The sequence below is a fragment of the Isoptericola sp. NPDC060257 genome (assembly GCF_042726645.1).
In the GTDB taxonomy this organism is placed as follows: domain Bacteria; phylum Actinomycetota; class Actinomycetes; order Actinomycetales; family Cellulomonadaceae; genus Isoptericola; species Isoptericola nanjingensis.
On sequence record NZ_JBHXAW010000001.1, the window covers coordinates 1 to 14,149 of the forward strand.

16 protein-coding genes are annotated in these 14,149 nt (G+C 76.1%); 11 read left to right on the forward strand and 5 right to left on the reverse strand.

What is annotated here, in order from left to right; genetic code table 11:
- Window positions 1-628: LysE family translocator (locus ACFWEK_RS00005; protein WP_430552655.1), on the forward strand; the 628-nt coding region annotated here is incomplete at its 5' end.
- Between the two features lie 8 nt (window positions 629-636).
- Here the strand turns inward: ACFWEK_RS00005 and ACFWEK_RS00010 are convergent.
- Window positions 637-1,299: a histidine phosphatase family protein gene (locus tag ACFWEK_RS00010; protein WP_430552656.1), complete on the reverse strand. Its 663-nt coding sequence runs from the start codon at window positions 1,297-1,299 to the stop codon at window positions 637-639.
- 34 nt (window positions 1,300-1,333) lie between these two features.
- Window positions 1,334-1,660, reverse strand: a complete 327-nt coding sequence (locus tag ACFWEK_RS00015) for a RidA family protein (protein ID WP_430552657.1) — start codon at window positions 1,658-1,660, stop codon at window positions 1,334-1,336.
- Between the two features lie 168 nt (window positions 1,661-1,828).
- Here ACFWEK_RS00015 and ACFWEK_RS00020 point away from each other — a divergent pair, with 168 nt between their 5' ends.
- Window positions 1,829-2,212 carry a winged helix-turn-helix transcriptional regulator gene (locus ACFWEK_RS00020; RefSeq protein ID WP_430545977.1) on the forward strand — a complete coding sequence of 128 codons (384 nt, stop codon included), beginning with the start codon at window positions 1,829-1,831 and terminating at the stop codon, window positions 2,210-2,212.
- Here ACFWEK_RS00020 and ACFWEK_RS00025 read toward each other — a convergent pair.
- Window positions 2,202-3,473, reverse strand: a complete 1,272-nt coding sequence (locus tag ACFWEK_RS00025) for an MFS transporter (protein WP_430552658.1) — start codon at window positions 3,471-3,473, stop codon at window positions 2,202-2,204. The genes ACFWEK_RS00020 and ACFWEK_RS00025 overlap by 11 nt on opposite strands.
- 72 nt (window positions 3,474-3,545) lie before the next feature.
- Here ACFWEK_RS00025 and ACFWEK_RS00030 point away from each other — a divergent pair, with 72 nt between their 5' ends.
- The 3 genes from ACFWEK_RS00030 to ACFWEK_RS00040 are packed head-to-tail and all read left to right on the forward strand — an operon-like array spanning window position 3,546 to window position 6,116.
- Window positions 3,546-4,436: a LysR family transcriptional regulator gene (locus ACFWEK_RS00030; RefSeq protein WP_430552659.1), complete on the forward strand. Its 891-nt coding sequence runs from the start codon at window positions 3,546-3,548 to the stop codon at window positions 4,434-4,436.
- Window positions 4,437-4,488: 52 nt separating this feature from the next.
- A complete protein-coding gene (locus tag ACFWEK_RS00035; protein WP_430552660.1) occupies window positions 4,489-5,109 on the forward strand; it encodes an RNA polymerase sigma factor in 621 nt (206 codons plus the stop codon).
- Entirely contained in the window at window positions 5,109-6,116 is a 1,008-nt protein-coding gene (locus ACFWEK_RS00040; protein ID WP_430552661.1) for a hypothetical protein, read from the forward strand. Before ACFWEK_RS00035 ends, ACFWEK_RS00040 begins: the two co-directional genes overlap by 1 nt.
- Window positions 6,117-6,166: 50 nt before the next feature.
- Here ACFWEK_RS00040 and ACFWEK_RS00045 read toward each other — a convergent pair whose 3' ends face one another.
- The gene (locus ACFWEK_RS00045) at window positions 6,167-6,865 is read right to left on the reverse strand and encodes a response regulator (RefSeq protein ID WP_430545972.1); all 699 of its coding nucleotides are present in this window, start codon (window positions 6,863-6,865) and stop codon (window positions 6,167-6,169) included.
- Window positions 6,862-8,577: an ATP-binding protein gene (locus ACFWEK_RS00050; protein WP_430545971.1), complete on the reverse strand. Its 1,716-nt coding sequence runs from the start codon at window positions 8,575-8,577 to the stop codon at window positions 6,862-6,864. Before ACFWEK_RS00050 ends, ACFWEK_RS00045 begins: the two co-directional genes overlap by 4 nt.
- A 108-nt stretch (window positions 8,578-8,685) precedes the next feature.
- On the opposite strand from ACFWEK_RS00050, the gene ACFWEK_RS00055 reads away from it, so the two are divergent.
- From ACFWEK_RS00055 to ACFWEK_RS00080, 6 genes are read left to right on the forward strand one after another with little or no spacing between them, the layout of a single operon-like run.
- On the forward strand, window positions 8,686-9,696 hold the full coding sequence (locus ACFWEK_RS00055; protein ID WP_430552662.1) for a Bug family tripartite tricarboxylate transporter substrate binding protein: 1,011 nt from the start codon (window positions 8,686-8,688) through the stop codon (window positions 9,694-9,696).
- The gene (locus ACFWEK_RS00060; protein WP_430552663.1) at window positions 9,693-10,208 is read left to right on the forward strand and encodes a tripartite tricarboxylate transporter TctB family protein; all 516 of its coding nucleotides are present in this window, start codon (window positions 9,693-9,695) and stop codon (window positions 10,206-10,208) included. The genes ACFWEK_RS00055 and ACFWEK_RS00060 overlap by 4 nt, the downstream gene beginning before the upstream one ends.
- A gap of 7 nt (window positions 10,209-10,215) precedes the next feature.
- On the forward strand, window positions 10,216-11,784 hold the full coding sequence (locus tag ACFWEK_RS00065; protein WP_430552664.1) for a tripartite tricarboxylate transporter permease: 1,569 nt from the start codon (window positions 10,216-10,218) through the stop codon (window positions 11,782-11,784).
- Window positions 11,781-12,230 (forward strand): universal stress protein, encoded by a 450-nt coding sequence (locus ACFWEK_RS00070; RefSeq protein WP_430545967.1) that lies wholly within the window; start codon window positions 11,781-11,783, stop codon window positions 12,228-12,230. Before ACFWEK_RS00065 ends, ACFWEK_RS00070 begins: the two co-directional genes overlap by 4 nt.
- A gap of 49 nt (window positions 12,231-12,279) precedes the next feature.
- Window positions 12,280-12,753 (forward strand): RNA polymerase sigma factor, encoded by a 474-nt coding sequence (locus ACFWEK_RS00075; RefSeq protein ID WP_430552665.1) that lies wholly within the window; start codon window positions 12,280-12,282, stop codon window positions 12,751-12,753.
- A 42-nt stretch (window positions 12,754-12,795) separates the two neighbouring features.
- Complete coding sequence (locus ACFWEK_RS00080; RefSeq protein WP_430552666.1) at window positions 12,796-14,145, forward strand: hypothetical protein; 1,350 nt, start codon at window positions 12,796-12,798, stop codon at window positions 14,143-14,145.
- Window positions 14,146-14,149 lie beyond the last annotated feature (4 nt).

The window sequence follows — 14,149 nt, forward strand, 5'->3', positions numbered from 1 at the left end:
GCATGCCCGCATGGAGCAGTTCCTCGCCGTCGCCGTCGCCCACTTCCTCGCCCTGCTGATCCCCGGGGTCGACTTCTTCCTGATCGCCCGCACCACGATGACCAGCGGCTGGCGCAGCGCCAGCGGCGCGTGCGTCGGGATCGCCTGTGCGAACGGCGTCTTCGTCACCGTGGCGTTCTGCGGGCTGTCCGTCGTCACGAACCCCACGGTGCTCCTGGCGGTCCAGGGCGCAGGCGGCGTGTTCCTGATCGTCATGGGGATCGCGTTCCTGCGCGCCCGGGCCGATGTCGAGCTCGCCGCCCCGGTCAGGGTCGGGCGCACCTCGTGGACGCGGAACCTCGGCCTCGGCCTCGCGTCCGGGCTGCTCAACCCGAAGAACGCGCTGTTCTACGCCAGCCTCGCCGCCACCCTCACCGCCGCGTCCGCCGGCGCCCGCACGCTCTACGGCGCCTGGATGGTCGCCGTCGTGCTGGCGTGGGACCTGTTCGTCGCCGTCGCGCTGGGCTCCGAGCGGGCGCTCGCGGGTCTGGCCCGCCTCCTGCCGTGGCTGACCAGGGCGGCGGGCGGCGTCCTCGGGCTGCTGGGGCTCGGGATGATCGGCACCCTCGCCGCGAGCCTGGTGGGGTGAGCCGCCCGTCAGTCGTCGACGGGCTCGCCGGTCGGGTCGTTGGCGACGACGGCGTCGAGCTGCGCGCCGCCGACGGGCTCGCGGCGCCAGTCCACCAGCTGCCAGCCGGACACCGGGTCGCCCTCGACCTCGATGAGGCCGGTGTTGGCGAGCGGGGTGTACGCCAGCTCGTCGACGTCGAGGCCGCGGACGCGCGCGCCCGACCACGAGCGGATGGCGGCGCCGTGGGAGACGGCGAGGACGACGTCGTGGCCGTCCGCCGCGAGCGCCCCGACGGCGTCGTCGAACCGGGAGAGGAAGGCGTCGCCGTCGGGCCCGCCGGGCATGCGGCGTGCCCGATCGCCGCGCGACCAGGCGAACACCGTCTCGAGGTAGGTGTGATGGTCGGCGAGGTCGGACGACATCTCGAGGGCTCCGGCCTCGACCTCGCGCAGCCCGTCGAGCACCGTGGGGCGCAGGTCGCGGTCGGTGGCCAGCGGGCCGGCGGTGTACGACGTCCGCACCAGCGACGACACCGCCAGGGCGTCGATCCGCCGCCCCCGCAGCGCGGCCGGCACGGCGGCGGCCTGCTGCTCGCCCAGCGGGGTCAGCCCAGGGCCGGGTGCGCCGGTGTCGAGCAGCCCCGCCACGTTGGAGGGGGTCTGGCCGTGTCGCAGCAGAAGGAGACGCATGGCCCCAGGGTTTCATCTCTCGCGCCCGGCTTCGTCAGTCCAGCACCGCGGTGGCCTCGATCTCGACGAGCACGTCCGGCTCGAACAGGCTCTCCACGCCCACGAGCGTGGCGGGCGGCCACGGCTGCGGGATGCCGAGCTCCTCGACGACCGCCTCGATCCCCGCCACGAGGTCGGGGTACATCTCGGGGCGCCAGCCGACCACGAGGAAGCGCAGGCGGACCACGTCACCGAACCCGGCCCCGGCGCCGGCCAGCCCCCGGGCGACGTGACGCAGCGCCCGGGCGACCTGGCCGGAGAGGTCGCCGACGGCGGCCGGGGACCCGTCGGCGTCGCGGCCGACCTGCCCGGCCACGTGCACCTGCCGGGACCCGAGGCCGATCGCGACGTGGTGGTACGGGACGGGACGGGCTGGAGCATGCCGGGCGGGGTGCGCAGGTCGACGGTCACGGGACGTCCTTCCGGTGGGGCGATCAGGTATCCCGTGTCTACCTGGTCTCCTCAGGCCACTTCAACGAGACTAGGTGTCGTGCACGAGACCTCCCCCGCCGCCCTCGCCCCCGCCCACCGTGAGCTGCTCGACCAGGTGCTCGACCGGTGGTCGCTCCAGGTGCTCGAGTCGCTCTGCGAACGACCGCAGCGGTTCAACGAGCTGCGCCGGAGCATCCCCGCCGTGACCCAGAAGTCGCTCACCGCGACGCTCCGGCGGCTCGAACGCAACGGCATGGTCGAGCGGAGGCTCCTCAGCTCCCGCCCGGTGGCTGTCGAGTACCGCGTCTCGGGGCTCGGCAGCACGCTCCAGGACCTCGTGGACGCCCTGCTGTCGTGGTCCACGTCCGTCCTGCCCGACGTCGAGGCGGCACGGGCGGCCTACGACGAGCCCGAGCCCGGCGCGGCGCCCCTCAGCCGCTGACGGCGGCGGCCGGCACCTCGGCCGTCGCCCGCCCGCGGGCGCCGAGGGCCCGGGCCGCCAGCAGCCCGACGCCCGCGACGAGGACCTGCACCCCGCCCACGACGACGAGCACCGACCCGGCGCCGACCCACCCGATGACCGCGCCGCCCACGAGCAGCCCCAGCGAGGCGCCACCCGAGTGCAGCACGGTCTCGGCGGTGAACGCCGCGCGCCGCTCGGGCCCGGAGGTCTGCTCGCTGATCAGCGCGTTGAGCGCGGCGATCCCGAACGGCGTCGCCAGGCCGCCGACGGCGGACACGAGCGCGACGCCCGCCACGCTCGGCACCACCGCCGGGAGCGCCGCGAACGACAGCCCGAGCACCGCCCACGTCCCGACCGCCGTCGCAAGGCGCGGCAGCCGGTCGACGACCAGAGGCGCCGCCAGCGACGCGGCGACCGACGTCGCGCCGTAACCGCTCATCCCCGCCGCGACGAGCGCGCCGGGCATCCCGTGCTCCACGCCGAGGACGGCCAGCCCGAGGCTGAAGCCGAACCAGCACAGGCCGCCGACGCCCGCCGCCACGATGCCCACCGCGACCTGCGGGTGCGCGCGCAGGACGGCGAGCACCGCCGTCGGCTCCGCCTCGCTCCGCACCGCCTCGCCCCGCGCCGCCTCTCCCCGCGCCGGGGCGCGGCCCTCCGCCCGCGGGACTCCCCGCATCGCCGCGGCCGCCGCGAGCACGACGGCGGCCTGGCACCACAGCAGCGGCTCCGCGCCCCATGCCACGACCAGCCACGCGCCCAGGGGCGGCGCGAAGATCATCGACACCCGGTGCGCGAGGTCCTGCCACGCGAGCCACCGGGCGGCGGTACCGCCCGAACCGTCGGGGCGGTGGCGTCCGGCGTCCGCGAGGTCGGCGACGAGCGCACGCTCCGCGGGGCCGAGCAGCGCGCCGGCGACACCGGTCACGAGCCCGGACGCGCACAGGCTGACCGCTCCCACGTGTCCGACGAGCGCCGCGACCGGCACGATCGCGAGCCCCGCCACCTGCACCAGCATGACGACGGCGAGCGCCCGCCCGGACACGAGCCGCTCGCGCAGGCCGCGGCCCCACCAGCCGACCGTCAGCAGCGGCAGCCCCGACATGCCGCCGACGAGGCCGGTGGCCCACGCCTCGCCCGTCTCGGCGAGCGCCACGAGCGGCAGCGCGACGGCCGTGACCCGCGCACCCACCCAGGTGACGAAGGTGATGGCGGTGAGGATCTGCAGGGGACGGCGCATACCTCGATCCTCGGCCGCCGCGGACGACGCCGGTAGACGGCGTCGCGGGCCTCTCGCTCATACGCTGAGGGCATGACCTCCCGCCTGACGGTGGACGACCTGCAGCTCGCCGAGGCGGTCGCGCGGCACGGCTCGGTGGGCGCTGCCGCCCGCGAGCTGCTCGTCGCGCAGCCGTCCGCGAGCCGCCGCCTGTCCGCCCTGGAGCGCCGCGTCGGCACGCCCCTGTTCGACCGCGACACCACCGGCGCCCGGCCCACCCCGGCCGGCCGCGAGCTCGCCCGCCTGGCCGCGGGGCTGCTGGCCGACCTGGACGCCCTGCCCGACCAGGTGCTCGCCGCCGTCGCCGCGCCGACCCTGTCGGTCGGCACCATCCAGGCCCTCAGCCCGATGGTGCTCACGGCCGTCGAGCTCGAGCTGCCCGAGGTCACGATCCTGCCGGAGGTCGACCACGGTCCGAACCTCGTGCGGCAGGTGCACGAGGGCACCCTGGACGCCGCGATCGTCACCGTCGCGGAGCAGATCGTGGTGCCGCGCGGCCTGCAGCGCACCCCGCTGGGCGAGTCGCCGCGGGTGGTCGTGCTGCCCGACGGCGTGGCCCCGCTCGCCGCCGGGGGCCGGCCGTTCGCGGGCCGCACCGTCGTCTACAGCCTCATCGACCTGGCCGGCGAGGCCACCCACCGGCGGCTGTCCGCGCTGGGCGCCGTCCCGCGCCGCGGCCCCACCACCGAGGCCACCCTCCGCATCGCGCGCGAGCTGGGCTGCCCCGCCCTCATGCCCGAGCTCACCGCCCGCTGGTACGCGGTCCCCGGGGACCGCGTGGTGCCGTCGCCGGTGCCCGGGACGGTGCGCATCACCCTCGTCACCCGCACCCCGCGGCCCGCCGCGCTGGCGGACGCGCTGCCCCGGATCACGGCGCGCGTGCTGGGCGACGACCGGTCGCCGGACGTGCCTGCAACGCTCTGACCCGAGCAGGACATGACACCGTCGTCACCGTCTCCCCGCCGAAGGGCCACCGATGCCAGCCCCCGAACCGCCCGACCACGAGGCGCGCTTCACCGCGCTCTTCGAGGCCACCCACCGCCCGCTGCTCGCCTACGCGGTGCGGCGCGTCGCCGACCCCGCCGACGCCGCCGACGTCGTCGCCGAGGCGTTCCTCGTCGCCTGGCGGCGCATCGAGGACGTCCCCGCGGGCGCGGACGCGCGGCCGTGGATGTTCGGCGTCGCGCGCCGTGTCCTCGCGAACCTCCACCGCGGGACCAGACGCCGCCTCGCCCTCGCCGACCGCCTGCGGGCCGAGGTCGTCGAGGCGGTGCCGCCGCCGTCCGACGACGACGTCGGCGACGTCGAACGGGCGCTCGCGCGCCTCGGCGACGAGGACCAGGAGCTGCTGCGGCTGGTCGCGTGGGAGGAGCTGGCACGGGAGGAGATCGCCCTCGTGCTCGGCATCTCCCGCGCGGCGGTCCGCGTCCGGCTGCACCGTGCACGACGACGGCTCGCCGACCAGCTGGCCGCGCTCGCCGCGGCGGACGACGTCCCCCGCGTGCGGCGCACCGACCGGGCCGTGCAACGCACGGACCCGGCCGGACAGGTGATCAGCGGGTGGGCACCGGCCCGCCCCGGAACCGAGGAGGCGTGATGAGCGACCTGACGAAGCGGCTGAGCGCCGCAGACCCGGCTCGCCGGGCGAACCTCGACGCCGTGGACGAGGCCGCGTTCGCCGCCCTGCGCGAGGAGATCACCATGACGAGCACCGACGGCGTGACGGCGCCGACCCTCCCCACCGCCGACGACCCGCTCCCCCGGCGACGCCGGCTCGGGCGCCGCGGCGCGGTGGCGATCGGCCTGGCCGCCGCCCTCACCGGGGGCGGGGTCGCGTACGCGGCGATCCAGGCGTTCCAGGGCTCCAGCGGCGAGGGCGTCGCCTGCGTGCACGTCTGGGACGCGGACGCCGCCGAGGGCCTGCACCTCGACGCCGCCGGCTCGTGGATCACCGGCGACCCGTACGCCGACTGCACCACGCTGCTCGCCGAGGAGGGGCTGCCCCCGATCGAGGACCCCGTCGCCTTCGCGTGGGACGGCCAGACGATCGTGGCCCCCGCCGACCAGGTGCCCGAGGGCGTGCAGCGGCTGGAGGGCACGCAGGCGGTCGGGGGCGGCGTCGTCGAGCTCCAGAGGAGCGTGGCCGACACCGTCGACGGCGGCAGGAGCGGGTGCCGCACGGTCCCCGAGGCCGTCGCCTGGGCGCAGGGCGAGATCGAGCGGCTCGGTCTGCAGGACTGGACGGTGGTCACGCCGGAGTCCGCGCCGGCGCCCGACGCCGTGCCGGGCGCCGCGCCGCCGTGCTCCGACGGCGAGGTGCACGCCGGGGATCGGCAGGTCGTCGTCTTCGCGTCCGACGACCCGTTCGCGCGGCTCCACGGGCCCGACGACGACCCGACGATCGACGCCCTGCGCGAGCGGATCGTGGACGAGTGCGTCTCGCTCGACGAGGCCCGTGCCGTCGTCGACGAGGCGTACGCGGACGAGGAGTTCGAGGTGCCGACGACCGAGGTGGTCGACGACGGCGCCTCGTGCGCCCGCGTGGACCTCGTCGAGGGCGGCATGATCGAGGCGTTCGTGTACGGGCCGGGCTCGGGCTCCTGATCGGTCGCCGGGCGTCCGCTCCCTGACGCCCGGCGGGCGCCGCCGCCGGCTCAGCGCAGCCGGTAGCGGCGCTCGGGGCGCCCCGCGGTGCCGTAGTTGAGGCGCACCGCGGCGCGCCCCGTCGTCGCGAAGTGCTCCAGGTAGCGGCGGGCGCTGACGCGGCTGACGCCGACGGCGTCGGCGCACTCGGTGGCGCTGAGCTCCGCGCCGTCCGCGAGCGCGGCGAGCACGGCGTCGGCGGTCTCCTGGCTGAGGCCCTTGGGCAGCGGGTCGCGCGGCGCGGACGCCTGCGGCGGGCGGGCGAAGACGGCGTCGATGTCGGCCTGGATGTCGGCCGGGCTGCCGGCGGCGCCGTCGTCGTCCAGCCCCGCCAGCGCGGCGCGGGCGCGGCGGAACTCCTGGAGGCGCGCCGTGAGGTCGTCGGACGCGAACGGCTTGACGAGGTAGTGCGCCGCCCCGCCGGCCGCGGCGGCGCGCACGGTGTCGGCCTCGCGGGCGGCGGTGATGACGACGACGCCGAGGTCGTGGCCCGCGGCCCGCAGGCGGCGGAGCACCTCGATGCCGCTCATGTCGGGCAGGTGCACGTCGAGGAGGACGAGGTCGGGGTGCAGCGCCTCGACGGCGGCGAGCGCGTCGGCGCCCGAGTGCGCCTCGCCGACCACCCGGAACCCCGGCACCCGCTCCACGAAGCGGCGGTGGATGGACGCGACCATGAAGTCGTCCTCCACCACCAGCACGTCGAGGCTCACGCCTGCTGCTCCCCCTGATCGGTCCGTCCGGTGCCCGCGACGGCCCGCGGCAGCCGTGCGATGAACACGGCGCCGCCCTCCCCGGCCGGGGCGTCGCCATTGTGCACCGTCACCCGCCCGCCGCGGCGCTGCGCCAGCACGTGCACGAGCGCGAGCCCCACGCCGCGGCCGGTCGCGCCGTGCGGCTTGGTGCTCCACCCGCGCCGGAAGATCGTGTCGGCCTGCTCGGGCGGCACGCCGGGCCCGGTGTCCGCGACCTCGACGAGGACGTCGTGCGCCGGCCCGTCCAGCGCCAGGCGCACCCGGACCATGGCGGGCGCCGAGACGCCGTGCGCGTCCGGGCCCGCGGCCCAGGCCGCGGCGTCGACGGCGTTGTCCACGAGGTTGCCGAGCACGGTGCCGACGTCCGCGGACAGGTCCGGGTCGAGGCGCGGCAGCGCGCTGCCCGGGTCGACGACGAGCTCCACGTGCCGCTCGTCCGCGAGCGTCGCCTTGGCGATGAGCAGCGCCGCCACCGCCGGGTCGGCCACGCGCGTCGTCACGACGTCGCTCAGGTCGGCCCGCCGCCGCGTGAGCCGCTCCACGAACCGCCCCACCTCGTCGTACTCCCCCAGCTCGATCAGCCCGGAGACGGTGTGCAGCTGGTTGCTGAACTCGTGCGTCTGCGCGCGCAGCGTCTCCGTGACGCTCTCGCGCGCGTGCAGCTCGCTCTGCAGCGCCAGCAGCTCGGTGCGGTCGCGCAGCGTGGTCACCGTGCCGGCCGGGCGGCCGTCGTGCAGCACGCGGCGCCGGTTGAGCACCAGCACGGTGTCGCCCGCGACCAGGACGGCGTCGTGCACCTCGTCGGTGCCCTGCAGCAGGTCCAGGACGGCGGGGTCGAGGCCCAGGTCCTCCAGGCGGCGCCCGGTCGGGTCGGGCGCGTCGTCCGCGAGGCCGAGCAGCTCGCGGGCGCTGTCGCTCACGAGGCTCACCGCGCCGTCGTCGCCCAGCACGACGACGCCCTCGCGGATCGAGCGCAGGACGCCCTCGCGGTGGTCCGCGAGCGCCGCGATCTGGGCAGGCTCCAGGCCGCGCGTGCGCCGCTTGACGAGGCGCGCCAGCAGCCACGACCCCGCCGCCGCGAGCGCGGTGCCGATGCCGAGCACCACGAGCACGTCGCCGCCGGCGTCCGAGAGCCGCTCCGTCAGCGGCGGGTACGGGTCGGCCAGCACGACGACGGCGACCGGCTCCGGCGCGCGCGGCTGCGGCACCGGGTCGCTGCCGCCGTACACCGGCACCCACGCCGCGATCGAGCGCCCCGCCACGTCGTCGACGTCGCCGCTGCCGGCGCGCGCGGCGGCGTCGTCGGGCAGGTCGAGACGCTCGCCCCTGCGGGTCGGGTCCGTGGCGACGAGGATCCGGCCCTCGGGGTCGGTGAGGTAGGCGTTGCGGGCGTCGACGTACGCCGCGCGGCTCTGCAGGTAGAACGCGAGGGCCTGGGTGTCGGGCGCGTCGGCGACGAGCGTCGCCTGCACCGCCGGGATGCCCGCCAGGCCCTCGGCCGCCACCTCGAGGCGGTCCGCGCGGTCGTCGCGGAACGCGGCGTCGGCCTGCCCCAGGAAGACGACGGCGGCCGCGGCGACGACGACGAGCAGCACGGCGAGCTGGAGCGCCAGCACCTGACCGCCGAGCGTCAGGTGCCGCCGGGTGCCGCGCGAACGTCGTGACCGCAAGTTCCACAACCTCCTTTGGTTGCCCAATGATGACGCGCCCGGCGGTCACCTGTGACGATCTCACCCGGGGCACAGCCGCCCCGCAGCACCGACAGTCTGGAGTACCCGGTGTCGACGACGACATCCCGCCGACGACGCGGCCTGCGCGCCGCCGTCGCCGCGACCCTGGCGACCGCCCTGGTCGCCGTGACCGCCGCCTGCGGGGTCACGCGCGGCGACGACTCGACCGACCTCGACATGTGGATCCCCAACAGCCCTGGCGGCGGCTACGACCAGACCGGCCGCGCGGCCGTCGGCGTCCTGGACCGCGACGGCATCACCGGCGGCGACATCCAGGTCACCAACATCCTCGGCGCGGGCGGCTCGGTCGCCATGTCGCGGCTCATGGGCGAGGCGGGCAACGAGCGGCTCCTCATGACGCTCGGGCTCGGCGTGGTCGGCTCCACGTACTCGTTCGGCGTGGACGCCCGCCCGCACGACGCGACGCCGATCGCCCAGCTCATCGAGGAGCAGGGGGGCGTGCTCGTCCCCGCGGACTCGCCGTTCGAGACCATCGACGACCTCGTCGCCGCGTGGGAGGACGACCCGGGCTCCGTGGTCGTGGGCGGCGGGTCGTCGCCCGGCGGCCCCGACCACCTGTTCCCCATGCAGCTCGCCAAGGCGACCGGCGTCGACCCGAAGGACCTGCGGTACGTGCCCTACGACGGCGGCGGCCCGCTGACCAGCGCCTTGCTGGGCCACAAGATCCAGGTCGGGTTCTCCGGCCTCGCCGAGTTCGAGGGGCAGATCGAGGCGGGCGAGCTGCGCGTGCTCGCCGTCTCCGGCGAGGAGCGCGTCGCCGGGGACGCCTTCGCCGACGTCCCGACCCTCACCGAGTCCGGCATCGACCTCGTCTTCACCAACTGGCGCGGGGTCGTCGCCCCGCCCGGCATCAGCGACGAGGCGCGCGACCGGCTCGTCGACTACCTCACCCGCATGCACGACTCGCCCGAGTGGGAGGAGGCCCTGGCCGACAACGGCTGGACCGACGCCTTCACCACCGGCGACGACTTCGAGCAGTTCCTGCGCGAGCAGGACGAGCGGGTGTCGACCACCCTGAAGGAGCTGAACCTGCTGTGAGCACCCAGGAGGAGACGCCGACGACGGCCACGCCCCGCGTCGACGCCGCCCAGTACGGGCTGGCGGCCGTGCTGCTCGTCGTCGGCGCGTACACCGTCTACGACGCCGCGACGCTCGAGGTCGGGTTCGCCGACCCCGTGGGCCCGCGCATCTTCCCGTTCGTGATCGGCGCCGGGCTGGCCGTGACGAGCATCCTGCTGGCCGTCGCGACCGCGCGCGGCTCGCGCCCCGAGCCGGAGGCGGGCGAGGACGTCGACGTCACGACCCCCGCCGACTGGCCCACGGTGCTGAAGCTGGTCGGCGTCATCCTGCTGACCGTCGCCACCGTGAGCTGGCTCGGGTGGGCGCTCGCGGGCGCCGTCCTGTTCGCCGGGTCGGCGTGGGCGCTCGGCAGCCGCACGGTGATCCGCGACGTGCTGGTGGGCCTCGTGCTCGCCGTGGCCAGCTGGTACGGCTTCGTCGTCGGGCTGGGCATCCCGCTCACCCCCGGCGTCCTCGACGGGATCCTGTGAGGCTCTGATGGACAACCTCGGACTGCTGGCGGACGGCCTCGCCGCCGCCCTCACCCCCATGAACCTGCTGTACGCCGCGGTGGGCGTGCTGCTCGGCACGTTCGTCGGCGTGCTGCCCGGCATCGGGCCGGCGATGGCGATCGCGCTGCTGCTGCCCGTGACGTTCGGGCTGGAGCCCACGCAGGCGTTCATCATGTTCGCCGGCCTGTACTACGGCGGCATGTACGGCGGGTCGACGACGTCGATCCTGCTCAACACGCCCGGCGAGTCCGCGTCCGTGATGACGGCGCTCGAGGGCAACCTCATGGCCCGCGCCGGGCGGGGCGCGCAGGCGCTGGCGACCGCCGCCCTCGGGTCGTTCGTGGCCGGCACGATCGGCACGCTGCTCGTCGCGATGTTCGCGCCCGCGCTGGCCGACGTCGCCGTCGAGATCGGCGCGCCGTCGTACTTCGCGCTCATGGTGCTGGCGCTGGTCATGACCGCGACCGTGCTCGGCGCGAGCCCGCTGCGCGGCCTCATGTCGCTGTTCGTCGGCCTGACGATCGGCCTGGTGGGGCTGGACCTCAACACCGGGCAGCCGCGCCTGACGTTCGGCGTCACGCAGCTCGTGGACCGCCTCGACATCGTGGTGGTGGCCGTCGGCATCTTCGCCCTCGGCGAGGCCCTGTGGGTCGCGGCGCACCTGCGGCGCAAGCCCGCCCGCGTCGTGCCGGTCGGGCAGCCGTGGCTGGGCCGCGCGGACCTGCGCCGGTCGTGGAAGCCCTGGCTGCGCGGCACCGCGTACGGGTTCCCCTTCGGCGCGCTGCCCGCGGGCGGCGCCGAGCTGCCGACGTTCCTGTCGTTCGTCACCGAGCGCAGCCTGGCGAAGCGCGGCGTGGCCAAGCGGCGGGCGGACGCCAAGGACGAGTTCGGCCGGGGCGCCATCGAGGGCGTCGCCGGACCGGAGGCCGCGAACAACGCCTCGGCCGCGGGCATGCTCGTGCCGATGCTGGCGCTCGGCCTGCCCGTGACGGCGACGGCGTCCGTGATGCTGTCCGCGCTGCAGGGGTACGGCATCCAGCCCGGCCCGCAGCTCATGACCGAGCACGCGGACATGGTGTGGACGCTGCTCGCCAGCCTGCTGATCGGCAACCTGCTGCTGCTGGTGCTCAACCTGCCGCTCGCGCCGCTGTGGGCGCGGCTGCTGCGCATCCCGCGGCCCCAGCTGTACGCGGGCATCCTGTTCTTCGCCTGCCTGGGCGCCTACGCCACCAACCTCGACCCGTTCGACATCGCCCTGCTGCTCGTGTTCGGCCTGCTCGGGATGGCGATGCGCCGGTTCGGGCTGCCGGTGCTGCCGCTGATCCTCGGCGTCATCCTCGGGCCGCTCATGGAGACCAAGCTGCGCGAGGCGCTCACCATCTCCGGCGGCGACCCGGCCATCCTGTGGAGCGAGCCGCTCGCCATCGCCATCTACGCGGTGCTGGCGCTGGTGCTGCTGACCCGCCCGCTGCTGTCGCGGTGGCGGAACAGGACCGAGTCGCGGATCGTCGCGGAGGCCGAGCCCGAGACCGAGCTGGAAGGGAGCACGCGATGAGCGAGCAGGAGCAGACCCCGCCCCCGGCCGACGGCTGGGTGGTGGTGGCCTGGACGCCCGACGAGTTCGGCGACGCCGCGCTGGAGCACGCGATCGCGTGGGCCGCCGAGGGTGCCGCCGCGGGCAGGCGCGGAGTCGCCGTCGTCAACGGCACCCGCGGCGACGCCTTGGTGGACGAGCGGTTCGCCGCCCCCGGCGGGCTCGCCGACCTGGCCGAGCGGCTGCGGGGCACCGGGCTGCCGCACGTCGTGCGGCAGGAGATGGGGCGCGACGTCGCGGAGCAGGTGCTCGACGTCGCGGCCGAGCTCTCCGCGCGCCTCGTCGTCGTGGGGCTGCGGCACCGCAGCCCCGTCGGCAAGCTGCTCATGGGCTCCGTCGCGCAGCGCATCCTGCTCACCGCGGCGTGCCCCGTGCTCGCCGTGAAGCCCGGGGAGCAGCCCGCCTGACGGCCCGAGATCGCGTGTAAGGAGCGACCGGCCCGGGACACTACGTCGTGTGAGCACCCCCGACGACGCTCCCGACGGCGCTGCCGCACGGCGCGAACGACTGTCCGCGCTGTGGAGCGCGCACGCCGTCCGCGTCCAGGCGTACCTGTGGCGGCACACCGACCCGGACATGGCGCAGGACGTGCTCTCCGAGACCTTCCTCGTGGCGTGGCGCCGCCTCGACGACGAGCTCGCCGCCCTCGCGGCTTCCGCTCCCCTGCCGGAGGCCGCCCCCGAGGCGCTCGCCGTCGAGCGCGACGCCCTGCTGCGCGGCCTCGCCCGCCTCGGCGAGCGCGAGCGGGAGGCGATCCTCCTGGTCGCGTGGGACGGTCTCGCGCCCGCCGACGCGGCCGACGTCGCCGGGTGCAGCACCGCCGCGTTTCCACGTCCGGCTGCACCGCGCCCGACGGCGGCTCGCCGGCTCTGCGGACAGCACTGCCGGCGGCCCGGCCGACAGCCCCGCCGCCCGTCCCGCCATCGGTGACACCGACACTCCTCGCTCCGCCGCGTCCTCGAGGAGGTCCGCATGAGCACCGCCGGCATCGACGAGCGGCTCGCCCGCCTCGCCCCCACCACGTCCCCCGACCCCGCGCGGCTCGACGCCGCCCGCGCCGCGCTCGACGAGGTGCTCGACGAGTCCCTCGGCGGCGGCCGCGACGGGTCCGGACCCTCCCGCAGCCGACGCGTCGGCGACGCGCACGTGCTCGACCTCGACGAGGCCCGCGCGCGCCACGAGGGCGACGGCGGCGGCCTGCTCCCCGTGGTCGACGACGACGTCGTCGTGCCGCTCGGCCGCGGCCGCACCGCCCGCGAGCGCCGCCGGCGACGCGTGCGGCTCGGGGCGGCCGCCGCGGCCGGCGTCGTGGGTGTCGTCGGCGTCGGGCTCGTGCTGGCGCAGCAGCCGGCGCCCGGGCCCGCCTCCCCGGCAGACTCCTGTGCCGCGAACCTCATGGCGTCCGCGGTGCCCGGAGGGTCCGAGCTCGACCCGGCCTGGGCGACGCTCGCCCACGACACCGTCGGCGGGGCGGACCTGACGATGCTGCGGTCGCCGACCACCGGCATGACAGGCTTCTGCTCGTACGCGAGCGGCGTCGGGGGCACGACGTCGACGAGCACGCTGTGGACCGATCCCGCGCCCACGGCGTCGGACGGGGAGGTCACCCTCGGTGGGGTCCTGGACGACGACTGGTACGTCGTCTGGGGAGACGTCGGCCCGGGCGCCGGGGCGGTCCGGCTCCAGGTGGAACCTCCGCAGGACGTCGATTCCCCCGGGTCCGTGCTCGTCGTCGACGCCGTCCGGGACGGTGCCGGCTGGACCGTCATGATGCCCGGCGACCGCGTGCCGACCGACGCCCGCGTCTCCCTGGAGTGGCGGGAGCACGACGCCGAGCGGTCACTGTCGCTCGACAGCGCCTGGCCGGAGGACGGGGAGCCGGCCACGGCGCTGACCGAGCAGCGTCGTCAGCGGTGCACCGACGGCCCCGACGTCCGCGGCCTCCGACCGCTGATCGAGCGACGCTACGACGACCTCGGGCTCACCGCGATGATGAACGACCGGCGCGAGCTCGTCATGTGCGTCCAGGAGGCGTCCCCGCCGTACCAGGCCTGGACCGTGACGAACGGCAAGGCTGACGCCGCCCCGGCGCGGGACGTGGCGGCGGTGGAGATCGGTACCTCGACGGACGGCGCCCAGGTGCTGACGGGCTTCGCCGGAGAGGACGTCGCGAGCGTCGAGCTGGAGACGGAGGACGGCAGCGTGATCCCCGCCGAGCTGTCCGACGGGTACTGGGTCGCGTGGAGCACCGGCGACGGGGACGCCCTCGACGAGGCGGAGCTGGTCTGGTACCTCGACGACGGGACGCGGCACGAGGAATGACCGA

Coding starts and splice junctions, on each gene's coding strand:
- ACFWEK_RS00040 (WP_430552661.1), top strand. CDS start 5,109: ATGAGCGACCTGACGAAGCGGCTGAGCGCCGCAGACCCGGCTCGCCGG.
- ACFWEK_RS00065 (WP_430552664.1), top strand. CDS start 10,216: ATGGACAACCTCGGACTGCTGGCGGACGGCCTCGCCGCCGCCCTCACC.
- ACFWEK_RS00080 (WP_430552666.1), top strand. CDS start 12,796: ATGAGCACCGCCGGCATCGACGAGCGGCTCGCCCGCCTCGCCCCCACC.
- ACFWEK_RS00030 (WP_430552659.1), top strand. CDS start 3,546: ATGACCTCCCGCCTGACGGTGGACGACCTGCAGCTCGCCGAGGCGGTC.
- ACFWEK_RS00025 (WP_430552658.1), bottom strand. CDS start 3,473: ATGCGCCGTCCCCTGCAGATCCTCACCGCCATCACCTTCGTCACCTGG.
- ACFWEK_RS00070 (WP_430545967.1), top strand. CDS start 11,781: ATGAGCGAGCAGGAGCAGACCCCGCCCCCGGCCGACGGCTGGGTGGTG.
- ACFWEK_RS00035 (WP_430552660.1), top strand. CDS start 4,489: ATGCCAGCCCCCGAACCGCCCGACCACGAGGCGCGCTTCACCGCGCTC.
- ACFWEK_RS00010 (WP_430552656.1), bottom strand. CDS start 1,299: ATGCGTCTCCTTCTGCTGCGACACGGCCAGACCCCCTCCAACGTGGCG.